This is a genomic window from Vibrio sp. 1-1(7), assembly GCF_013048485.1.
GTDB lineage: Bacteria > Pseudomonadota > Gammaproteobacteria > Enterobacterales > Vibrionaceae > Vibrio > Vibrio fujianensis.
Genome location: NZ_VHSP01000002.1, coordinates 441,685 through 465,108 on the forward strand (window position 1 = coordinate 441,685; position 23,424 = coordinate 465,108).

Here is a 23,424-nt window from a genome sequence, read left to right on the forward strand (position 1 = left end):
ATTTTTATAACTTTGTGTTCGTAACCTTGCTCACAAAAGCTCGAACGAAACAAACAACCAAAGGGAAAGTTCATTTTTAGCGTGTGATGGTGAAATGTAGCAACACTTTAGAATGGCGATAGTAGTCTGTGTAACCTTTTGATTACATTTGAAGTGGTAAAAGTCTTGTCTAGCAAAATGTTGCTGACGCTTGACAATGGGATTGATTTAAAAAGGTGTAACACTAAAAGATGATTTCTATGCGGTTGTGTTTTTACTTTATTTAGCGTTGTTTTTTATGAGTGATTCATGCAATGGGTTGATCAAAAAATTGCGTTGTTTAACAAAAAACGAGTTTAACATTAACATTTATGTGCTCGAACGCTCATTAGTAATCTTTGTTTATTTGCGAGTTGATGGTTCTGTGGCAGATTGTGCTGCACACAAACAACGTGTAAACCACTCAAGCTGTAAATAAACACAAGGATGCTTACTATGGCGCGAACAAAACAACATACTCTATTAGGAGAGTGTATCGCAGAATTTATCGGTACGGGTTTGCTCATTTTTTTTGGGGTCGGCTGCGTTGCGGCATTAGTTTTAACCAATGCTCAGTTTGGCCAATGGGAAATCAGTATCATTTGGGGGCTCGGAGTCGCGATTGCTATTTATTGCACCGCAGGCGTTTCCGGGGCTCATATTAACCCTGCCGTGACGGTAGCCCTGGCCGCATTTCACGGCTTTGATAAAGCGAAAGTAATCCCTTACATCATTGCACAAACACTCGGCGCTTTTTGTGCAGCGGCGTTAGTCTACAGTCTATACAGTAACCTTTTTGTTGATTACGAAATCGCTCATAATTTCACCCGCAATAGCCAAGAAGCACTTGCTACTGCGGGGGTTTTTTCTACCTATTCGCATGCGTCTCTTTCTTTTTCTGGTGCCATGGCGGTAGAGTTTGTCATTACCGCGGTGTTGATGTTTGGCATCTTGGCTCTAGGAGATGAAAACAATGGTGCGCACCGTAACGCATTAAATCCACTTCTGATCGGTGTGTTAATCGCGATTATCGGTGGGTCGCTTGGCCCATTGACAGGTTTTGCGATGAATCCAGCGCGAGATTTTGGGCCTAAGCTATTTGCTTATTTTGCTGGCTGGGATTATGCCTTGAGCGGTGCTAAAGATATTCCTTACTTTATTGTCCCGATTGTCGCACCGATCGCTGGTGCCTGTTTTGGTGGTTGGGCGTATCCGAAATTTATTGCGGTTTATCTTCCGAAAGTGGGGACAGGATGTACGATTCCTAATCAGTGTGATAAAGCAGAAGAAAGCGAGCAAGCACACGTATAAATGCCACACATTATGCTATTTAGTCGATTTATTCGAACGTGAAATAATAAGGAACACACCATGACTGAGCAAAAATATGTCGTTGCCCTTGATCAAGGCACCACCAGTTCTCGAGCCGTTGTACTGGATCATGATGCCAATATTGTCAGCGTTTCTCAGCGTGAATTTACTCAAATTTATCCTCAAGCGGGATGGGTTGAACACGATCCAATGGAAATTTACGCAACTCAAACGTCAACCTTGGTTGAAGTGTTGGGTAAATCTGGTATTCGTAGCGATGAAGTTGCGGCAATCGGGATTACTAACCAACGTGAAACAACGATTGTTTGGAATAAAGAAACAGGAAAGCCGGTTTACAACGCCATCGTGTGGCAATGCCGTCGTACGGCCGAAATTTGCGAAACATTGAAGATGCGTGAAGGGCTAGAAGCCTATATTCGAGAAAATACTGGACTATTGCTTGACCCTTATTTCTCAGGCACCAAAATCAAATGGATTCTGGATAATGTGCCAGGGGCACGCGAAGATGCCGAAGCGGGTAAGTTATTGTTTGGAACCGTGGATACTTGGTTGGTCTGGAAGATGACTCAAGGCCGAGTTCATGTGACGGATTATACCAATGCATCTCGAACCATGTTATTTAACATCAATAAATTACACTGGGATGAGAAAATATTAAAAGAATTTGATATTCCGCTTAATATGATGCCAGAAGTGAGATCTTCTTCTGAAATTTATGGCCAAACTAACATTGGAGGCAAGGGAGGAACACGGATCCCTATTGCGGGTATTGCCGGTGATCAACAAGCGGCTTTATACGGTCAAATGTGTGTGCAAGCGGGGCAGGCGAAAAATACTTATGGTACAGGTTGTTTCTTGTTAATGAATACTGGGCAAGAAAAAGTGATCTCTAAAAATGGCTTGCTCACCACATTAGCCTGTGGCCCGAAAGGCGAACCAGCTTATGCATTAGAAGGTGCGGTCTTTATGGGGGGAGCCTCTATCCAGTGGCTGCGTGATGAATTGAAATTGATCTCCGATGCTCATGATTCAGAATATTTTTCAACAAAAGTCGACACGTCGAATGGCGTGTACGTTGTTCCTGCCTTTACTGGGCTTGGTGCGCCTTACTGGGATGCGTACGCGCGCGGTACCATTGTTGGATTAACACGTGGCGTGAATGCTAACCATATTATCCGTGCGACATTAGAAAGCATTGCTTACCAAACGCGTGATGTGTTGGATGCGATGCAGGCGGATTCTGGTATTAAATTGGCGGCGCTGCGTGTCGACGGAGGGGCGGTAGCCAATAACTTTTTAATGCAGTTCCAATCCGATGTGCTTGATACGGAAGTTCATCGTCCTAAAGTTACAGAGGTGACCGCATTGGGAGCCGCTTACTTAGCGGGGATTGCCGTTGGTTTCTGGGATGGGTTAGAAGAGCTGCAGAATAAAGCAGAAATTGATCGTTCATTTATGCCACATCAAGATGAAGAGAAGCGTCAACGTCGCTATCGCGGTTGGAAACGTGCCGTGAAATGCGCTCAGTCTTGGGCTGAATTACATTACGAAGACGAGTAATAATGGCTCATGATGACTAAGCCCGGCAGAGCGTCGGGCTATCGTTTTTTTATTTGAAGATAGCAGTGCTATTGGCTGTATTGGTTTGCTCCACTTGCATCGTTTTTATGGTGCATCGGGTTCACTGAATCTTTACCACCGACTCTGCTATCTTGCTTGGGGTATTTAGGCGGCGCTTTGTACGCCTTCAGCCTTTTTTGCTTGTTGCATCTTCACTAAAAAGTAGACATTAACACAAGCGATAAAGGCATTGGTTGCCACGACAGGCCAAGCATCAATCATTAATCCGTAAACAACGAATAAAGCACAACCGATAAAGTTTAATATTCTTAGTTTAACGATGTCTTTCATCGTTAAGGAGATAGCGACCATAATTGAGGCAGCGTAGCCCATGATTTCAATCACATCCATTATTTATCCTCTTGCTGTTGGCCCAAACCGGGTCAGTAGTGGCACGCTGTTTTTCATGATGAAAATGGACAAAGCCTTACCGAAAGGGCGAAATTAATTTTTCTAATCGAAACTATAACAATGGTTAATCTGAGGTAAAACCGTTAAAAAGAACTTCGGAGAAGGTTAGCGATTACGCAAACGATTAACGCTAATAATAGTTTTGTTATTACGTTATCTGTTGAACTATTCAGAGAGGTTGTCTCGAAAAAGAAAGTCCGCATATTGCGGACTTATATCGACAAAGAAGTACTCAGAGGTGAGTTTATTTTTTACCGCCTTGAGTCATGAGCTTATCTTGCTCAGTGAGTTCACGAATTCGGCGGCTAATTTCACGACGCTCTTTAGAAATTTCAGCACTTTTAATGATGTGGTCATCGACACGATCTTCGTAGTCTGACTTCATTTTTTTGACAATTTCGATGATCTCTTCTTGAGTCATGTCTGGTTTAATGTAGTCGACTAAATTTTCTAGTAGATCTACACGTTTACGGTTATCACGAACTTTCTTTTCGTTATCGAGCAATTCACGTTTCAGTTTGTTTTTACGACGAGCTAAGCTCACAATTTCAAATACGCTGTTCATAGATCCCTTTTCCTATCATAAATACCACTACCAGAGATTAAAGCACATCGTTAAGACGCATAACAGACCTAAGATCAAACCTCATGACATATTGCTGAATAAATCACCAGAATGTGTGGTTTTTGAGGGCCTTAGATATAGTGCTAGTGTACATCAATCAGAAGGCGCTATATCATGTATTTTATGAAACATGAAACAACTAATTTAATTATGTCATGCTCACAAATTGTTGTTCCAAGCTCAAAAGCGAAGTCTTGCCTGACTGAGCAACAACAGAAATTTTGCCAAGCCTATCTAGATGAACGGCAAAACCTTGCCCTACACGAAATAGAATTAAACCGCGCTAGTATTGTCATGCTCGATCAATATGGCCGGTTAATTGGTCTAGCCTGCATTCTAGAGCATTAAGCATTAGTGAGTACTGATGCCTGAGCAAGATGAAAAGTCGTGACCCCAAAAGTTAATTTTAGGGCCGTGACGCTCTTAGATAATAAGGAAGCAGAAATGCAGAATGAACTTTCCCACTTAGAAGCTAGAGTTATTGGCTGCTTGATTGAAAAAGCCATTACCACTCCGGATCACTACCCGCTAACGCTTAATAGTTTAACGACAGCTTGTAATCAGAAAAGTAACCGTGATCCTGTTCTCTCATTGTCAGAAGCAGAGGTGCAAGATACGGTTGAAGCGCTCATTGCACGTCGTTTAGTTAGTGATGAAAGTAGTTTTAATAGCCGCACTCGTAAATACCAGCACCGCTTTTGTAATACAGAATTTGGTGATTTAAAACTAGATGAACAAGAACTTGCATTAGTGTGCTGTTTATTACTGCGAGGGCCTCAAACCCCTGGTGAATTGAGAACTCGCACCAATCGTTTATGCAGCTTTAGTGATGTTAAGCAAACCGAAGCCACCTTAGATCAGTTAGTTGAACGAGATCTCGTGGTGAAATTGCCGCGTGAGCCTGGCAAACGAGAGTCTCGATACCATCACTTGTTTTGTGGTGAGGTTGATCTGGCCAGTTTTTCAGCAAGCTCTGTGGCTGAACCCGCCTCTTCTCAAGTTGAAACATTAGCATTAGAAGTGGCTGCTTTGCGTGAAGAAGTCGCAGAGCTACGGGCACTGATTGAACGCCAGCACTAAAAGGTGGTGAATTCGTTGACGGCTGCTGGCCCGTGTTGGTGGGTGTATTTGATTCGGACTTCCGGAAATGCCTTATATTGTGGCATTAGTACGGACACTGAGCGCCGTTTGAAGCAACATCAGCAAGGACAAGGCGCTAAAGCATTAAGAGGCAAGGGGCCACTGACTTTAGTGTGGCAGTATGAGGTTGGCTCCAATAAGAGCCAAGCGTTGCAGTTGGAATATCAGATTAAGCGTTTGAATAAAAAGGACAAAGAGAGCCTAGTTGCCGGAACTTGCTCTCTGGATCAATTAACTTATACTCCTTCTACTTGAAATTGCAGCGGTGTTGGCTTCGTTCGTTTACCTATACATGCCGTTCACCCTAATCGCATCGTCTGTCTATGTTCATGGGGATTATGAGAGCCATTCGTGGCTCTCACCAAAGGCCAGTCTACGGCTGTTCAAATTTATTCCAGACAAATGTGTCACTCACTGGCCGTCTACCTGCAATTCCAAGTTGTTTGGGGTACGCTAAAGCAAATTGACTTTCGGATCAGTAAGGTGATGAGAGTAACTCTCATCGGTTTATCACCTTAATTGATTTATCATAACCTAAAATTGAAAGCGGACTCCCATGCTGATCTGTGGCCCCCACAATCCAGCATTGCGCGCTTCTGCTGAAATCGTCATCTGTTGAGTTGAATGGAAGCGTAGCCCGCCGATAAATACGGATCTGTCTTCATTTCGACCAATACGCAGGTGGCCTTCAATTTGGTTGGTGAGCCAAACTCGAGTGCCGATGTTGAGTTCCATCATCAGATCATTTTTATTGCCTTCATCGTTACTGCTACGGACACTATGGACTAGCATTTGACCATAGATATCAGCAAATGGATTGATCGGGCCATTAAAGCCAATACCGCCAGCGGCATCCCAATCACCTTCAAAGCGAGAATCAATCCGAGCAATAACGTGCGAGTTTTCTGTAAAATAGGTGTTGAATTCTGCCCCCATCGATTCAGGATTTAAGGCGGTTCTTACTTCAAAGAAATTGTAGTCAAAATTATTCGCTGAAGCGGTGGTGGGAAGAAGCGTCGATAAAAGTAAAACACCAGCTAAAGAGGTTATTTTGAGCATATTAGATTCATCCTAAAACGAGGAAAGCGTAAAGATACAACAATGTTATGCCAATTTCAGGCCATTTCTGTAAATTATTCCATTTTATCACAGAGATTAGGGTTAAAATAGGCACGACTGGTGGTTGTGTTCTGTTTATAACAACGCCAATACATATTAATTGCACGATACGAGTAAACAATGAAAAAACGAATTTACATGCTCATCGCCTTGCTTCTTAGCCCGATGGTTTGGGCACAAGAAACCGTCCATATTTATGCTGCGTCCTCAATGACCAATGCGGTTAATGATCTTATTCGTCTTTATCAATCGCACCATGATACTAAAGTTGTTGCGGTATTTGGGGGATCTTCATCTTTGGCTCGACAAATTGAACATGGCGCGCCAGCTGACGTGTTTCTCTCCGCAAATGATGACTGGATGACGTACCTTATAGGAAAAAATAAGGTGCAGGAAGCGCAGGTGGCGTTATTAGCCAGTAATCAAGTGGTCTTGATCCAGCCGGCTAATTTAAATTTAACGGCGTTTGATGTGGCAGACTCTCAGCAATGGACACAACGTTTAACTGGGGAACGTTTGGCTGTTGGTAATACAGATGCCGTTCCGATTGGTATTTATTCTAAACAGGTACTTACAACCCTAGGTGTTTGGGATACCGTGCACTCACGGTTGGCGCAAACAAATAATGTTCGTTTGGCGTTAGCTTTAGTTGAACGGGGAGAAGCTCCGCTAGGCATGGTATATAAAACCGACGCGTTGACGAGTAACAAGGTTGCGATTGTGCTAGAGTTTGACAGCGCTTTACATTCTCCAATCCACTATCCGGTGGCTCAATTGAATAATAAACCAAGCAGTGCTTCATTCATGACCTTTTTAACTTCTTCTGATGCAAAAGGCATCTTAACCTCTTATGGTTTTAATACGGATATAGCGCATGAACAATTTGCTCAGTGACTATGAGTGGATGGCCTTACAACTGAGCTTAAAAGTGGCAGGTTATACCGTATTATGGTTACTGCCGATTGGTGTATTCCTTGCGTGGGTACTGGCTCGCAAAACCTTTATCGGTAAGTCTTTGCTAGATAGTGTGATTCACCTTCCATTGGTCTTGCCACCGATTGTGGTTGGCTATCTGTTGTTAATTTCAATGGGGAGCCAAGGTTTTATCGGCCAATGGTTTGCGGCTTGGTTGGGTTTGTCGTTTAGTTTTAGTTGGCGGGGTGCAGTTTTAGCTTGTGTGGTTATCGCGTTACCTTTGATGGTTCGAGCCATTCGTTTAAGTATCGAAAACGTAGATCCTAAGCTAGAACAAGCCGCTCGAACTTTAGGTGCTTCGCAAGCGAAAGTGTTTGTTACCATTACGCTTCCCTTGATATTACCGGGGATTATTACCGGTACCATGCTTTCATTTGCGCGTAGTTTAGGTGAGTTTGGTGCAACCATTAGTTTTGTCTCTAATATTCCGGGTGAAACACAAACTTTACCTTTAGCGATGTACAACTTTTTAGAAACGCCAGGGGCAGAGATGGAAGCGGCTCGTCTATGTCTGATTTCTATCATCATTGCGTTGCTATCATTATTTGTATCTGAATGGGTAAACCGACGTATGCAACCTCGTTTAGGAGTACATAGCGCATGAATTCGTTGCATATTCAAGTGAATAAACAGCTTGGGTCGATGGCACTGAGTGTCGATTTACATTTACCCGCAACCGGCATAACCGCTATTTTTGGTCGTTCTGGCTCTGGAAAAACTTCATTAATTAATTTAATTAGTGGGTTAACCACTCCCGATGATGGAAAAATTGAGCTTCCTCATCGGGTCTTGTTTCATGCTCAGCAAAAAATAAATGTGCCAGTTGAAAAAAGAAAAATTGGTTATGTATTTCAAGATGCGCGATTATTTCCTCACTACCGCGTTCGTGGCAACTTACTCTATGGTGTCACTGACAACGACCCTGCCTATTTCCACCAAGTCGTACAACTTTTAGCATTACAACCATTATTAGAACGTTATCCCCATGCTTTATCTGGTGGCGAGAAACAACGTGTTTCTATTGGGCGAGCCTTACTAAGTAAACCGGATTTGTTATTGATGGATGAGCCGTTGGCTTCGCTTGATATTCCTCGCAAGCGTGAAGTGATGCCTTTTCTGGAACAATTGACACTATCGGTTAATATTCCTGTTTTATACGTTACCCATAGTATGAATGAGGTTTTACGCCTTGCTGATTATTTAGTGGTTTTAGACAACGGACAAGAATTAATTTCAGGGCCGGTTGAACCGGTTTGGTCGTCTGCTGTGATGCGGCCTTGGCAAGCCTTTAGTGAACAAAGTACCTTACTCTCAGGTTATATTGCTCAGCACCAAACAGAATATGGTTTGAGTTGTATTATGCTGGCCGATGACGTGGGGATCTGGGTACAACAGGTTGACGGTGAGCTTAATGCCGCCATTCGATTAAAAATACGAGCCACGGATGTGTCCGTCACATTACAAAAGCCGCAGAAAACCTCTATTCGCAATATATTACCTGCGAAGGTAAGGGCTATTGAGCACCTCCAACAGGGAGAAAATAGAAAAAGTGTGGCGTTGCAATTGGCGTTAGCGGAAAACTGTTTTTTATGGTCAACGATTACGGAGTGGGCATTAGACGATCTACAACTTAGCGTAGGATCATCGGTTTATGCTCAGATCAAGGGGGTGAGCGTCGCTCAGCGAGATATTACTTTGAGCCATTGTTAACCGATTTCATATAGTATAAATGTGACTTTTTACCAGCAGTAAGAAGAATCGGTGGATTTATATACGAATATCTAGCAGGCTACCGATCATGGCCTGCTCTCGCTGAATGACACTGGTTCCGACACGATGGTATTGCTGAGCCTGATTGAGGTTAACCATGGCTTGAGTATTATCAACCGGAGCTGGTGCTTTTTTTTCGATTGGTTGATCATCAACCTGATTAAAAGAGAGTGGGCTTGGCTTAGCGTTTTCTGCTTGGTTTTTTTGAATATCGAGTGCGGCTTCTTCAGCCATCTTGGACGATTGCTGAATGATGGGATATCCAGAAGAAATGGCTGAAATAGACATCGTTTTTCTCCGCACTGTTTAATTAATCTTATGTCTATCTTCCTTGATGTGCAAGGTTAACCACAGCAAAGAACGTCAAAAGTGCTTTAGTGTCATAACGTGGATGCTTCGAGAGGATTGAGAGGCATCCATGTACATCAGTTGACTCGAACCGCAAACTTACTGGCTAATGAATGCAGCTCTGGTAGCATTCGGTAAATAAGATGCAACTGCTGCAGCACCATGCGTGCCGAGCTATCATCTTCTTCTCGCCATTCAGCCAATCTTGTCTCAAGATTCATTTCATCAATATTACGAGTGTCACATTCGTCACAATGATTGAATAATTGCTGGTACAGTATGTCTAAGTGTTGGTGGATCACGCGATGAGAATCCAGTACTAATTGATGGATCTGTTCATCATCGATCCTTGTCCGGTGGGCACCCAAAGCGGAGACATAACTTAATAGCGCGTGATTGAGCGTTAAAAATCGAAAGCTTTCATCAGTTGCTGCTCGGTATTTCCCTGGTTCCGCTAACATATTACTCACCGCTGCAGACAAGGCGGCATCTTGATTGTGTGCATTGCGCCGAGCGATTCGATAACTTAGATTATCCTTTTTGCCGATACGGTACTGGCCAATGATTTGTGCCAAATAGTGTTTGTTGGCATCAATTGCCTCCGCCATGACTTTATGTAGTCGCTTAGATTGCCAGTCAGGTAAAATAAAAATCACCGCTAATACGGCTAAAATACAACCAATTAAGGTATCAGCAAGGCGAGGGAGTACAACGGCGTAACCCTCTCCTAATTGGTTAAAGCAAAAGAGAACCAATAGCGTGATAAACCCAGTCGCGTAGCCGTAGTTATTAAGGCGAAAAGCAAAAAACATCACCCCAGAGATGACAATAAAGACCAGTTGACTCTCTTGTGATGGGAATAACGTCAGTAAAAGAACCCCGATCAATAGACCGGCTAACGTACCGATGATCCGTGATACCAGTTTTTGCCGTGTTGCGGCATAGTTTGGCTGACAAACGAACAACGTGGTCAATAAAATCCAATATCCCCGTTCTAACCCTAACCCTTGTAAGATGGCATAGCCGGTGGTGAGCGCGATAGACATTCGAATCGCATGCCGAAAGAGCAGAGAATCCGAGTTGAAATTAGCGGTGAGCCGTTGCCACATCGATTTGAGAGAATGGGCTTCGGTATCGTGGAGCACATCATCTTCAGATTTATGCACATCTGGGTTACTGACATTATTAAGCTGTTTTTCTACCGTTGCTAAATTATTGAAAAGATAACCTAATTGAGTTAATAAGCTTTTCCATTCAGGACGTTGTTGCTCTTGTAAATGGGTGAGTGATAGAAACACTTCATCCAGCGCGAGGATAGAATGATCACGATGTTGATAAGGCTGTCCTAAACGAATCGAAAGTGCGATATCACGACAGGCCTGTGCTTGAGTATGCAGCAAATATTTAAAACGAAACAGCACATCGGTCCGGCCAAAATGCTCGGCTAACTCTTGATATCGATAATGGCTTGAACTGGCTCGTTCATGAATATCTTGGGCTAAGAAATAGAGGCTTAAGAAACGGTCACTGGCACTATCAACATGGCCTCGCTTGGAACGAGTTAATAAGGTCGCCTTACATTGATTAAGCGCATTGACGGTTGCGGCATTTAAATTAGCTTCTGCAATTCGATAGGGCTGTGGCACTAAGTTAGACACGGGATAAAAAAGCTGTGATTTAGCATCGAGATAATTGGCTAATTGAAGAAAAACCGTGGCTAAATTTTGTTGTACAGGCTGCATCGGCCAAAAGGCATGCCACACCATCGATAAGAGATAATACCAAGCGCTGCCACTAAGCAGTAATAAGGGTTGAAACCAAATATTGGTACTTTGATGAGCACCTAACATGGTATAGATGGCGATCAACAGGGAGCCAAAAGCAATACTCGCATAGCGTGCTCCCATGGCCCCGAGCATGATAAAACCAAAGGTTGAAATGAACAGCCCAATCGCAAACAGTAATGGGGTATTAAATAAAATCTCAATCGAAAAAGCCGCGATCGCAAAGCAGATAAAAGTTAATAGAATAGATTTTAAGCGCCCTGAGAAACGGTCATCTCGTTCAGCGAGCGCGGCGGCAATCACCCCTAAAATCAGTGGTGTAATCCAAGTATTCAGGTTGTAATGCCATGCAGGAATGACGACACCTAATAAAGTGATAAGGATCAGTAGGCAATAATTAATGGTTTTATTTGCCCAATAAAGCCGGATTCGGTGGAGTCTTTTCACGGGAATCATCAATACAAGAAATAAAACGCTTAGTGTAGCAGAATTTAATGCTAAGGGTCTGATCAAAAATAAGAAAATCGCTTAATATAACTTCATTATTGACATTAATTTTTCATTGCAATGATGGTTTAGGTTATGATATTTAACTGATGAAATTACAGGGCCGTCAATATGCAGCTAGGTGCAAGCAAAACTGCACAGTTTTTTATTGCTAATGAATACCATCAAATTAGCCTAGAAAACGAACGTCTGGTATTAACCTCATTACAGAGTGAAGAACGTATTCCTTTCACGGTATGGAATGGACAAGTCAAAGTTCGTCGAGGTTTGTTATGGGCAGAACTGCAATTTTTTGCTCATCCAGAACAAGCAATTCAACGATCATGGTTGGTTCAAGGGTTACCTTGGCCTCAGGCGCGTCAGTTTGCTCATCAGCTTGTTACGGCTTATCAGGCTTGGTTTAATCGCCAATGTGTTGCGTTATCGAGCCACTTACCCGTCTGGCAACAGAGGTTACATGAACGAGTCGATTCAGCAACTTTTTTATCCCACTCTCACATTGAACAATGGGTCAATCAAGTCTTTGCCGACCTTTCTGACATGGGAATGAGTTTAGCGGAAGCTTGCCATCATTTGCCCGAAGCAATGGCTCCGCTAACCCCTTGGCTATTAGAAACCAACCAAGTGCTACTTGCTCGTAATCAGCAGTGGTTAGAAGCTGAACGACACCGTTGGCACGTATTATTTGACCAATTAGAGTCTTCCCCATTGAATACTTCTCAGCAACAAGCGGTGTTGCTGAATGATGATCATAACTTAGTGTTAGCAGGCGCGGGGTCTGGTAAAACAAGTGTTCTGACGGCTCGGACGGCTTATTTACTACAGAGTCAGCTTGCTCAAGCCGAAGAGATGCTGCTGATCGCTTTTGGTAAAGATGCAGCGAATGAGATGGCACAGCGGGTAAAAAATACATTAGGATCAGTAGCTGATCATCTACGCGTGAATACTTTTCATCAGTTGGGATTATTTATTATCAACCAAGTTGAAACGCATGAGGTGACGATTTCTCCACTGGCTCTAAATGAGAAACTAAAAAAAGCATGGTGTGTCGATTGGCTGAAGCGTCACTGGATGACACCGACTCATTTTAAACGGTGGCAAAAACATTTAGCCCAATGGCCCATCGCTTATCTTGCTGGTGACGATGAGCTAGGAAGCCATGTTGAAGACCCTAAATTGATCGCTTGGTTAGAGAGGCAGCTTGATCTCCTTGCACAGTTAGCTCTTAGCAAAAAAGCCATTCAACAGCAATTGGTTGATCACCCTGACTATGCTCGTCTAAATAGTGAGTTAGCATTATGTTGGCCCTGTTTTCAAGCGTGGCAACAGACACTAAAAGACAGCAACCAAATCGATTTTAATATCATGATCAGCCGAGCTGCTGAATATGTGCGTAAAGGTAAATTTTCTGTACCTTGGAAATATATCATGGTGGATGAATATCAAGATATTTCGCCGCAACGGCTCGAGTTGATCCAAGCTTTGTGTGAACAAGAACCAATTCGCCCGAACTTATTTGCTGTGGGCGATGATTGGCAATCTATTTATCAATTTGCAGGATCCGATGTTAATTTAACGACGGAATTTTCGGCCCGTTTTCCACATTCAACGATTCATCATCTAGACACAACCTATCGGTTTAATGATCAGATCGGTGCTGTGGCCAATCGATTTGTGCAAAAAAATCCCCACCAATTACCGAAAACGCTCAATAGTTTTAAAAAACAAAAACAACCAGCGGTGTATCTTAGCGAGAGTGCTCAGGTTGAGAAAGTATTGGATCAGCTCAATCGAAAAACCAAAACACCCAAACGTGTTTTATTACTCGGTCGTAACCATTATCATCGACCAGAGCACTTATCAGATTGGCAGCAGCGCTATTTATCGCTGCAATTGGAGTTTATGACTTGTCATGCCAGTAAAGGAAAAGAAGCGGATTATGTCATTATACTGGCAGTGAATGAAGGTCAATTCCCTGCACGAGTGAAAAGCCTTCATCTCGATAGCGCGCTTAACCAGCCAGAAAAGGCCTACCCTTATGCAGAGGAACGACGCTTATTTTATGTTGCAATGACCAGAGCAAAAGAAAAAGTTTGGGTAACCTACAGTGGTAATGGTTCTTGCTTTGTTCAAGAGTTATTAGCCGATGATGACTATCCGGTGATCAAATATAAGTAACCTTATGATGTATAAAGGAAGGAACCGATGAGCAAAGCGTTAATTTTAGTTGATGTGCAAAATGATTTTTCGCCCGATGGTGCATTACCTGTTCCTGATGGTGGCGCGATTGTGCCTGTGATTAATCTTTTGATGCCCCATTTTGACCATGTGATTGCCACCAAAGATTGGCACCCAGAAGGGCACGCCAGTTTTGCCTCAACGCAGGGAAAACAACCGGGAGAGCAGATGATACTGGCTGGCATTGAGCAGATCCTTTGGCCGGATCATTGCGTGCAAGAAACTCACGGGGCTGAGTTTATAGCTGGGCTCAATCTCGATGCGATTGAACGGGTGATATATAAAGGGACTCACCCTGAGATCGATAGCTATAGTGGTTTTTTTGATAACCAGCGTTATCAAGCGACAGGTCTGGCGGATTACCTACATAAAATAGCAGTAACAGAGCTTTATATTGTCGGACTAGCAACCGATTACTGTGTTAAGTATACGGTTTTGGATGCGATTTCATTAGGCTTTAAAACATGGGTTATCCAAGATGCTTGCCGAGGGGTTAATCTCCATGACGGTGATATTGAAGCGGCTTGGAGCACCATGCAAGCGGCCGGTTGTCAGTTGACGGTATCATCCTCTTTTTTACAAAAAGGGTATTAGACAACCACAAAAAGAAGCGTTTTTTTGAAAAATGAAATGCTTCTTTTCCTACTTAAATTGGTATGAGCGGGATTAGAGCTTTATTGTCAACTTAACTTGTTTTTGGACAGAAGTTTGTTGGAATTTCTACTTAATTTAGCAAAGCACGGATTACTACAAGTATGAAAAACTCCTGTTTCCTGACCAAATTCACGATTCCACTACAAATCTATCCTCACTGATAGATTGAAGAAGAGACGAAAGAAGGTAAATGTCATCATATTCACATTATTTAATATAACTTATAGCACTTAAGTTGCACACCAAAGCAACTTGATATAGTCTTTTCAATACGTTGTGGTGTGGGATATCCTCGTCACATATTGAGCTTATTTAGCTCGTGGGAAAACGAAAGTTTTCTGTCTTTTTGACCCATACATGCCTAGCAGTGACCATGATGAGCACCGTTCAGAACATGTGGGAATTCGAACCTTGGGACGAAATCAAGGTTCGTCGAGACGGGGGCATGTGCTGATCAATCCCTTCTCTGTAATTGGACGAAACCAAGCTTTTTACTTCGTACTGGCGAGGGGGCTTGGGGATTACGGAGGACATGAAATGTCAAATAACACGCAACGCGATCAGCAAGTAAGCATTACAAAACCATCAAAGCATGAGAAACGCCAAAAGCAATTCAAACGCTTCCTTAAAGCTCTTAGTTGGCTATACCGTCTTTGGTATTGGTTCAATTTTCTTCTAGGTCTGTTAGATGGTGGTGATAGCTAATGTTTGCTCCCCCTAGTTTCGAAATATGAGGCTATTTATATGATTCATAGAGCATTACGTTTGATTCGTCAGTATCATAATCTTTCTGTAACCAAGCTAGCTGAAGAACTCAGCATTCCTAAGCAATATTTAGATGGAATAGAATCAGGTGTAAAACCTGTAGGCAATGATATTCTCGAAAAATATTCAAACAGATTCGATATTCCTATTTCTTCTCTAGTTATGTTCTCAGCACAAATTACTAATGAGAGAAAACTGGCGAAGAAGCTTAGAAGTTCTTTGGCAGGAAAAATCCTTGATGTAGCAGAATGGGCGATGAATAAAAATGAAAAAATCGAAGCTTAAAATCAAGACCAATGGCAAAGAATACTCGCTGAAAGATTCCCCTTTCTACAATATAAAAACCAAGAAAAGACTATCAATTCTAATTGGTTGTACTCTTAACGAACTTAAAGCTTTTTCTATAGACAAAGGCAACTATCACGAGTTTCAAGAAAAAAGTACTGGTGGTAAAAGTCGGAAGATACAACAACCAGTTAGCGGCTTAGATAGAATTCATACTCGAATAGCTAGTCTTTTATGCAGGATAGAAACACCAGGCTATCTACATTCAGGGAAAAAGAATCACTCAAATGTATCTAATGCAAAAACTCATGTAGAAAAACACCTCGATAATGTTCCGACTATGACTACAGATATTAAGTCATTTTTCCCATCGACTACCAGAAAGATGATTTTTTCTTTCTTCTATTCTGTAATGAAGTGCAGTGCAGACGTTGCTGATGTCCTAGCGGATATTTGTACAATTCACAAGTTTTTACCTACAGGCAGTCGAATTAGTATGCCTCTTGCGTTTTGGGCAAATTCAAGAATGTTTGAAGAGCTAGAAGCTTTATCTATAAAGCACGATATTGTTATGACCGTTTACGTTGATGACCTTACTTTTTCAGGTAATAACGTAAATAAGCTTTTCAAATCAACAGTAAAGAGAGTTATAGAACGTCATCACCATACAATGCATCCAGACAAGACTAAGATATATAAGAAAGAAGAGCCTAAGTTAGTTACAGGAGTTGTTGTACATAATGGTGAAATCAAAGTTCGCAATGAGCAACACAAGCAACTAGTCACTGACATGGCTTGTTGGAGTAGTATTAAAGCAATACCAGAAGCTATCAGGATGCCTTATACAAACAGGCTGATAGGGCGATTACACTCGATGGGGGTAATCGAGTCTATTTTTAAAGATAAAGCTACTAATATCAGAAACCAAACTGCAAAATAAACTGCAATCCAAGGTTTGGTAAGGCCTGAGATATGTAGACACAGGTATTACGAAAAATAAGTCAAATGAGGCTTTGGTGATATCTGCGTTAAATCGGTCGAAACACGGAATGGGGCACTTTCAATTTAGCAATGGCAACGTTTGGTTATATCGCTGCCATTTTAATATGAGGCTTGTCTGCCCTCTTATATCCACGCCGCTAAAATACCTTTGGGGAGGGGAGATTAAGTGCGGTCGGTAAGATAAGCATGATAGTCAGGAATTTCGATATCAACATCTTGTTCCATTAAAACGGAATTGAATAAGAACTTTGCGGTGGCACGGTTGGTGGCAACCGGAATATTCCAGACGCTGGCAATACGAAGTAGTGCTTTAACATCAGGATCATGGGGAACGGAGTTCAACGGATCCCAGAAGAAGATCAAGACATCAATCAGCCCTTCGGCAATTTTTGCTCCCAGTTGTTGATCCCCTCCCATTGGGCCGCTGATCATACTGGTGATGGGAAGCCCTGTTTCTTTGGTTAGCATATGGCCTGTTGTGCCTGTTGCATATAATTGATGATGTTGTAATTTTTCTTTATTTTCTATCACCCAACGTAGCAGCTCACCTTTATAGTTATCGTGAGCAACTAAAGCGACGTGTTTTTGGGCCGCCATGGTGCGTGTAATTTTCTTCATAACAATCGTTCCTAATATTTAGTTACTTTTCTTTCATAACGAAAAGTATACGCTTATTCAATCACTTTGAGTGGAAACTCTAACTGAGATCTAAAACGAGTAAATTAAATGATATTAAGAGAAGGGCTGTTTAGGGCGAGATATAGAGCAGCGCTTTCGCGCCGCTCGGAAGAAAATTTAGACCAATGCTTGAGAAAGAATCTCTCGTGATTGCTGTAATTGAATGGCTTGATGCTCGCCAAGGGCAACCATGCCGTGAGCTTGCAACTGATTAATGACCATCTCCACGGCTTGTTCACGGGTTACATTCGGTGCAGAGAATTGAGTGTCGACGCCTAACTGATGATAAAACGCTTCGATGGCATCAATGGTACGAAGGGCGAGATCTTCTCCGGGAGTGAGGCTAAAAACATGTTGCCCCATTTGCTCTAATTTGGCTTTTTTTACCGCTAATTGGTTACGTAATAAAGAAGGCTGAATAATGGCAAGTGAGCGAGCGTGATCAACATGCCATAACGCCGTTAATTCATGGCCTATCATATGGGTTGCCCAATCTTGTGGTACGCCACTACCAATTAAGCCGTTCAATGCTTGGTTTGCTGTCCACATTAAATTGGCGCGCCATGCGTCATCATCGCGCTTAGAAAAGTCGCGACCCAGTATTAATAAATTTTTTAGTAACACCTCGGCATAGCCCTCTTGAACCATGGCTTGAGTTGGCATCGTCAGATATTGTTCGCAAGTGTGAACCCAAGCATCCACTAAGCCATTAATCAGTTGCCGCTCGGGGAGTGTTTTCATCACATCCGGATCCATGACGGCAAATTGAGGTTGCACATGTGGCGATAAAAATGCCAGCTTGTCCGCGGTTTCTGCTTTGGTAATCACTGCGCCAGAGTTGGACTCTGAGCCTGTGGCTGGCAGCGTTAAAATTGCGCCGATTGGCGTTGCATCGATGACCGTATGTTTACCCAGCATAATATCCCAGCCATCACCGTCATATTTAGCGGCGGCGGCAACATATTTTGCACCATCAATGACCGAACCACCACCAACCGCAAGGATAAAGTCGATATCTTGTTGTTTAGCGAGAGTAATCGCTTTATCCAAAGTTTCTTTTGTTGGATTTGCTTCCACGCCAGAAAATTCTAACCAAGTATGATGTTTCAGTGCATCGACGACTTGATCATACACACCGTTACGTTTAATCGACCCGCCACCATAAATGACCAGTACTTTTTTATCTTGTGCAATGGCATGTTCTATTGCTGCAATCTGTTGCTGACCAAAATAAATTCGAGTCGGATTAACATAAGTAAATTTCATTCCTTTTACCTCTTATTGTTAGGATAACCACCCAGAGAGCGACCGTTAATTCGGATTGTAATGATGGTGGGGATGTGATTGTTATATGCATAATAGTCGAGTAATGGTCGTACTTATAGCGCAATTCCTGTAAATTTATTGCCTATTCCTACAATATCCTCAATAGGAGGTGGAGAATGACGCAAGATGTTGATATGGACGATCTTGCATCGTTAATGCAACGATATGTGGAAAAATACCAACTTGAACAACTTGAGGGATGCATTGAAACTGCGATACCGGGGGTATGGTTTTACCGAAGTCGTCAAGGTAATGAACGACAGCCTTTTATTTATCAATCCGGCATTATTATTCTCGGGCAAGGTTATAAGCAGGTTCACTTGGGAGCGACTTCAGTGGAGTATGGCCCAAACGATTATTTGGTGGTAGGGGTTCCAATGCCTTTGGAATGTGAGGCGATAGCAAAAAACAATCAGCCACTATTAGGGCTAACGATAGATATTGATCATTCCTTGTTGCTCAAACAGGTGGCCGCGCTTGAGCAGTATGGCTTTGAGCCTAATGCCAACTCAAGAGATAACGCATGCGGTCTCCAATGCGTAAAAATGAATGACGCGATGCTGGCCAGTAGTAAAAGGCTGATTGCTGCTTTATTAAACGGTTTAGAAGCTCAACTATTAGGCGCTTCTTTGTTAGAAGAGATGGTCTTTCGTGCTCTAACCAGTTCGGAGGGGCATGTGCTTTTTGAGTTGGCTCACCAAGAAGGACATTATGCACGCATTGCCAAAGCATTAAGCCGCGTGCATCGAGATTACGCTACTCGTCTGACGGTACATACTTTAGCGGAAGAGGCGAGCATGAGTGTTTCTGCTTTCCATCAAGCTTTTCGTGATGTTACCTTAGCCTCTCCTTTGCAATATCTTAAAAAAGTTCGTCTGAATAAGGCAAAGGAGCTGATTCAAGTGGAGGGAAAAAGAGTCAGTGATGCCGCTCGGCTGGTTGGATACACCAGTCCGTCACAGTTTAGCCGTGAGTATAAACGTCATTTTAATCAAACACCGCGAGGCACGTTACCTCATGTGTGATTCTGATCGTTCATCAGGATGTCTGATCGTTCGTCAGGATGAATGGTACAGCGCGTGCTGAACTGTTGAGGCAAAAGAGGAAAGAGAAAGCAAGACATTTACTCTTTTTGTTTTCTTACTCTTATTTGATAATGGCTTTCCCCCTATAGGCATTGTTTATACTCTTCCTACTTGAAGTTGCAGGGGGGTTGGCTACGTTCGTTTACCCCAATCCCATAGCCTGTCTATGCGCAAGGGGTATGAGAGCCATCCGTGGCTCTCACCAAAGGCCAGCCTACGGTTGTTCAAATTTGTTCCAGACAAATTTGTCACTGACTTGCCGACCTGCAACGTCAAGTTATTTGGGTATATATGCTTATATTTATTGCTCGTTTTTATAACGGGCATTTTTTTGCTGACTTTATCATCAATAAGTTAGTGTTTGCTGCCAAATTAACCTGTGATCATTGTTGATTCGTGGCTGTAGTTTGCGAGTGATTCTTAAGTTTTACACATTATCAGATGCCAAATTGTGGCGCTGTTCTACAGTGGTATTACACAAAATTTAACACTGTCAGAGTAAGGACTGATGGTTTTAATAACGTGGAAACAACAACTTAAGGAAAATATTATGCGCTTAAAGCAAGCAACCGTGCCTAAGAGTGTATTGACGCTTAGCACGCTCACCGCATCGTGTTTAATGGCGTTTAACAGCTATGCCGCCATGGATTGCGAAAATTTAAACCCTTGGCAGTCTGGCACGGTGTATCACGGTGGTGACCAAGTTCAGTACCAAGGTATCGTTTATCAAGCCAATTATTGGACGCAAAATAACAGTCCAGACCAATTTTCGGGTGATCATGCTCAGTGGCGGATCCTAGATACTTGTGCAACCGGAGAGGTTAGCAATTTTGCTCCAACCGTTTCTTTGACTTCTCCTTCCGCTAGTCTATCGATTGTCGTAAACCAAGCGGTGAAACTGGCGGCCGACGCTAGCGACACTGATGGCGAGATTGCACGAGTTGATTTTCTGGTCGACGGCGTGGTTGTAGAGCGCGCGACACAAGCGCCTTATCAGGCTACATGGCTGGCTATTGGTGGCTTACATACCATTAGTGCCATTGCTTATGATAATAAAGATCTTGCTAGTGAAGCCAGCAGCGTGACGGTTGATGTTGAAGCATCATCACAACCGGGTAATCAAGCACCAAAAGTAGAGATTGCTTTATCTACCAATACGATTGAGCAAGGTGAAGTGGTGACGCTCTCTGCCGATGCAGATGATGCGGATGGACAAGTCGAGAAAGTGGAATTTTTTGTCGGCGGAAGCCTTGTTGCAAGCTTAACTGAAGCGCCTTATACGTATGATTATACCGCTGAACGTGCGGGTGCTTTAGCCGTGTTAGCGAAAGCGACCGATGATCACGGGGCGGTGAGCACTTCAGCCTCAATGACGTTGACAGTCAAGCGTGCGCCAGTCGCTAGTACTTGTCGACCGGATGGATTATATCAAACCGAAGGGGTAAACGTTCCTTATTGTACGATTTATGATGAGGAGGGGCGTGAAATCATGGCTGGAGGCCAACCAAGACGTGTGATTGGTTACTTTACCAGTTGGCGCTCTGGTGATGATCCACAAACCTCGTACTTGGTTAAAGACATTCCTTGGCAGCATCTAACCCATATTAACTACGCTTTTGTCAGTATTGGCTCTGATGGTAAAGTTAACATTGGCAATGTGAATGACCCAGAAAATCCTGCGGTAGGGAAAGAGTGGGATGGCGTTGAGGTTGATCCTGCATTAGGGTTTAAAGGCCATTTTGGTGCGTTGGCAACCTATAAAGAACGTTATGGAGTGAAGACGTTGATCTCGATCGGCGGTTGGGCTGAAACCGGCGGGCATTTTGATGACAATGGCCAGCGCGTAGCAGACGGTGGTTTTTATACCATGACAACCAATGCCGATGGCTCGATTAATCATCAAGCGATAGCAACCTTTGTTGATTCTGCCATTCAAATGATGCGTCAGTATCGTTTTGATGGACTCGACATTGATTATGAATATCCCACATCGATGGCCGGAGCGGGCAATCCAGATGATAAAGATTTTGCGGAGTCTCGTCGCCCTCATTTAATGCGATCCTATCATGAACTGATGCGTGTATTACGTGAGCGGTTAGATGTCGCTAGTGAACAAGATGGGGTTCATTATATGTTAACCATTGCTGCCCCTTCGTCAGCTTATCTATTGCGCGGCATGGAAACCATGGAAGTCACCAAGTATCTCGATTACGTCAATATCATGAGTTATGACTTGCACGGAGCATGGAATGATCATGTCGGTCATAACGCTGCACTTTATGATACAGGCAAGGACTCAGAGCTAGCGCAATGGGGCGTTTATACCACCTCTCAATATGGCGGCATTGGTTATCTCAATACCGACTGGGCTTTCCACTACTTCCGCGGTTCCATGCCCGCAGGCCGGATTAATATTGGTGTGCCTTATTATACCCGTGGCTGGCAAGGAGTAACGGGCGGTGAAAATGGGCTTTGGGGACGGGCGGCATTGCCAAATCAAAGCGAATGCCCAGCCGGAACTGGGGAAGGTGAAAAAAATAATTGCGGATATGGTGCCACCGGTTTAGAGAACATGTGGCATGACTTAGACGTAAATGGCAATGAAATGGGAGCCGGTTCTAACCCCATGTGGCATGCGAAAAACCTTGAAAAAGGTATTTGGGGTTCGTACCTAGCCGCTTATGGGCTTAATCCAGACAATGCACCTTGGGTTGGTCAATATCAACGCCATTTTGATAGCGTAGCTGTTGCGCCTTGGCTATGGAACGCTGACAAACGTGTATTCCTATCCACAGAAGATCAGCAGTCAATTGATATTAAAGCGGATTATGTCATCGATAAAGAGATCGGCGGCATTATGTTCTGGGAACTAGCCGGTGACTATAACTGCTATATTCTTGATGAAAATGGTCAACGTACCGAAGTGGATCTGTCAGAGCGAGCTTGTGCCAGTGGTCATGGTGAATATCATATGGGGAATACCATGACTAAAGCCATGTTCGATAAATTTAAGTCGGCCTCACCTTACGGCAATAAATTAGCGACTGGAGCCACACCGTTAGAAGCGGTTGATATTGGTGTTTCGATTGATGGCTTTAAAGTGGGCGATCAAAACTATCCTATCAATCCGACATTAACGTTTACTAACCAGACGGGGGTTGATCTTCCGGGGGGCACTGAGTTCCAGTTCGATATTCCAGTTTCAGCGCCTGACAATGCGAAAGATCAATCGGGTGGCGGACTGTCTGTCATCGCATCTGGTCATACTCGTGCTGATAATATTGGTGGGCTTGATGGCACGATGCACCGAGTCGCGTTCTCATTACCGACATGGAAAGCGTTACCCGCCGGAGCAAGCTATGAATTGGATATGGTTTATTATTTACCGATTTCTGGGCCGGCTAATTATACCGTGCGTATTAATGGGGTAGAGTATGCTTTTAAATCAGAACAGCCAGATCTTCCTCTTGCCGATCTTTCGTCCGGAACTGGGGAAGATAACCCAGCTGATGGTGGCGAGACTCAGCCCGGTACGGTTATTCAATGGCAGCCGGGAGTGAGCCAAGTCGCTAATGGCACGACGGTACTGTATAACAATAAATGTTTCATTGCTCAAAATAACCCGGGAGTATGGGAATCACCCACTCAAAGCAACTGGTTTTGGACTGAAGTGACTTGTCCGTAAACCGCTAAGCGAGGCAATCTTACTAAAAAGACCGCTTTTATGCGGTCTTTTGGTCAT

Annotated in this window: 22 protein-coding genes; 15 read left to right on the forward strand and 7 right to left on the reverse strand. The window is 43.2% G+C overall.

Annotation, left to right across the window (positions count from 1 at the left end; translation table 11 throughout):
- Positions 1–474 precede the first annotated feature (474 nt).
- Both FKN05_RS09965 and glpK read left to right on the forward strand, forming a co-directional pair.
- Entirely contained in the window at positions 475–1,329 is an 855-nt protein-coding gene (locus FKN05_RS09965; RefSeq protein ID WP_099610120.1) for an MIP/aquaporin family protein, read from the forward strand.
- Between the two features lie 60 nt (positions 1,330–1,389).
- Entirely contained in the window at positions 1,390–2,910 is a 1,521-nt protein-coding gene (gene glpK / locus FKN05_RS09970; protein WP_161427641.1) for a glycerol kinase GlpK, read from the forward strand.
- Between the two features lie 165 nt (positions 2,911–3,075).
- On the opposite strand, the gene FKN05_RS09975 is transcribed toward glpK, so the two are convergent.
- A complete protein-coding gene (locus FKN05_RS09975) occupies positions 3,076–3,321 on the reverse strand; it encodes a YgjV family protein (protein WP_099610121.1) in 246 nt (81 codons plus the stop codon).
- Between the two features lie 304 nt (positions 3,322–3,625).
- Positions 3,626–3,946: a DUF496 family protein gene (locus tag FKN05_RS09980; protein ID WP_099610122.1), complete on the reverse strand. Its 321-nt coding sequence runs from the start codon at positions 3,944–3,946 to the stop codon at positions 3,626–3,628.
- 174 nt (positions 3,947–4,120) lie between these two features.
- Here FKN05_RS09980 and FKN05_RS09985 point away from each other — a divergent pair, with 174 nt between their 5' ends.
- From FKN05_RS09985 to FKN05_RS09995, 3 genes are all read left to right on the forward strand, one after another.
- Entirely contained in the window at positions 4,121–4,354 is a 234-nt protein-coding gene (locus FKN05_RS09985; RefSeq protein ID WP_099610123.1) for a hypothetical protein, read from the forward strand.
- Between the two features lie 96 nt (positions 4,355–4,450).
- Entirely contained in the window at positions 4,451–5,086 is a 636-nt protein-coding gene (locus FKN05_RS09990; RefSeq protein WP_161427101.1) for a YceH family protein, read from the forward strand.
- Positions 5,087–5,101: 15 nt separating this feature from the next.
- A complete protein-coding gene (locus FKN05_RS09995; protein WP_161427104.1) occupies positions 5,102–5,401 on the forward strand; it encodes a GIY-YIG nuclease family protein in 300 nt (99 codons plus the stop codon).
- A 279-nt stretch (positions 5,402–5,680) separates the two neighbouring features.
- Here the strand turns inward: FKN05_RS09995 and FKN05_RS10000 are convergent, their stop codons facing one another.
- Positions 5,681–6,205, reverse strand: coding sequence for a hypothetical protein (locus FKN05_RS10000; RefSeq protein WP_161427102.1), 525 nt, complete (start codon positions 6,203–6,205; stop codon positions 5,681–5,683).
- Positions 6,206–6,385: 180 nt separating this feature from the next.
- On the opposite strand from FKN05_RS10000, the gene modA reads away from it, so the two are divergent.
- From modA to modC, 3 genes are read left to right on the forward strand one after another with little or no spacing between them, the layout of a single operon-like run.
- Positions 6,386–7,159, forward strand: a complete 774-nt coding sequence (modA, locus tag FKN05_RS10005) for a molybdate ABC transporter substrate-binding protein (protein WP_170887425.1) — start codon at positions 6,386–6,388, stop codon at positions 7,157–7,159.
- Entirely contained in the window at positions 7,140–7,844 is a 705-nt protein-coding gene (modB, locus tag FKN05_RS10010) for a molybdate ABC transporter permease subunit (RefSeq protein ID WP_170887426.1), read from the forward strand. The genes modA and modB overlap by 20 nt, the downstream gene beginning before the upstream one ends.
- Positions 7,841–8,950: a molybdenum ABC transporter ATP-binding protein ModC gene (gene modC / locus FKN05_RS10015; RefSeq protein WP_161433834.1), complete on the forward strand. Its 1,110-nt coding sequence runs from the start codon at positions 7,841–7,843 to the stop codon at positions 8,948–8,950. The genes modB and modC overlap by 4 nt, the downstream gene beginning before the upstream one ends.
- Positions 8,951–9,007: 57 nt before the next feature.
- Here modC and FKN05_RS10020 read toward each other — a convergent pair whose 3' ends face one another.
- A complete protein-coding gene (locus FKN05_RS10020; protein ID WP_099610127.1) occupies positions 9,008–9,298 on the reverse strand; it encodes a hypothetical protein in 291 nt (96 codons plus the stop codon).
- Between the two features lie 137 nt (positions 9,299–9,435).
- Positions 9,436–11,589: a YccS family putative transporter gene (gene yccS / locus FKN05_RS10025; RefSeq protein WP_161427449.1), complete on the reverse strand. Its 2,154-nt coding sequence runs from the start codon at positions 11,587–11,589 to the stop codon at positions 9,436–9,438.
- Positions 11,590–11,760: 171 nt separating this feature from the next.
- Here yccS and helD point away from each other — a divergent pair, with 171 nt between their 5' ends.
- The 5 genes from helD to FKN05_RS10050 all read left to right on the forward strand — a co-directional run bounded on the left by helD (position 11,761) and on the right by FKN05_RS10050 (position 16,531).
- On the forward strand, positions 11,761–13,827 hold the full coding sequence (helD, locus tag FKN05_RS10030; protein WP_170887427.1) for a DNA helicase IV: 2,067 nt from the start codon (positions 11,761–11,763) through the stop codon (positions 13,825–13,827).
- 27 nt (positions 13,828–13,854) lie between these two features.
- Complete coding sequence (pncA, locus tag FKN05_RS10035; RefSeq protein ID WP_170887428.1) at positions 13,855–14,481, forward strand: bifunctional nicotinamidase/pyrazinamidase; 627 nt, start codon at positions 13,855–13,857, stop codon at positions 14,479–14,481.
- A gap of 597 nt (positions 14,482–15,078) precedes the next feature.
- Entirely contained in the window at positions 15,079–15,246 is a 168-nt protein-coding gene (locus FKN05_RS10040) for a hypothetical protein (RefSeq protein ID WP_170887429.1), read from the forward strand.
- A gap of 39 nt (positions 15,247–15,285) precedes the next feature.
- Entirely contained in the window at positions 15,286–15,591 is a 306-nt protein-coding gene (locus FKN05_RS10045) for a helix-turn-helix domain-containing protein (protein WP_170887430.1), read from the forward strand.
- Complete coding sequence (locus tag FKN05_RS10050) at positions 15,572–16,531, forward strand: reverse transcriptase family protein (RefSeq protein ID WP_170887431.1); 960 nt, start codon at positions 15,572–15,574, stop codon at positions 16,529–16,531. The genes FKN05_RS10045 and FKN05_RS10050 overlap by 20 nt, the downstream gene beginning before the upstream one ends.
- 224 nt (positions 16,532–16,755) lie before the next feature.
- Here FKN05_RS10050 and FKN05_RS10055 read toward each other — a convergent pair whose 3' ends face one another.
- Both FKN05_RS10055 and FKN05_RS10060 read right to left on the reverse strand, forming a co-directional pair.
- Positions 16,756–17,211 carry a methylglyoxal synthase gene (locus FKN05_RS10055; RefSeq protein ID WP_099611101.1) on the reverse strand — a complete coding sequence of 152 codons (456 nt, stop codon included), beginning with the start codon at positions 17,209–17,211 and terminating at the stop codon, positions 16,756–16,758.
- A 177-nt stretch (positions 17,212–17,388) separates the two neighbouring features.
- Positions 17,389–18,537, reverse strand: a complete 1,149-nt coding sequence (locus tag FKN05_RS10060) for an iron-containing alcohol dehydrogenase (protein WP_170887432.1) — start codon at positions 18,535–18,537, stop codon at positions 17,389–17,391.
- A gap of 194 nt (positions 18,538–18,731) precedes the next feature.
- Between FKN05_RS10060 and FKN05_RS10065 the strand changes: the two genes are divergently transcribed.
- Both FKN05_RS10065 and FKN05_RS10070 read left to right on the forward strand, forming a co-directional pair.
- Entirely contained in the window at positions 18,732–19,622 is an 891-nt protein-coding gene (locus FKN05_RS10065; RefSeq protein ID WP_099611333.1) for an AraC family transcriptional regulator, read from the forward strand.
- 610 nt (positions 19,623–20,232) lie between these two features.
- Positions 20,233–23,367, forward strand: a complete 3,135-nt coding sequence (locus FKN05_RS10070) for a chitinase C-terminal domain-containing protein (protein WP_170887433.1) — start codon at positions 20,233–20,235, stop codon at positions 23,365–23,367.
- The last annotated feature ends 57 nt before the right edge of the window (positions 23,368–23,424 follow it).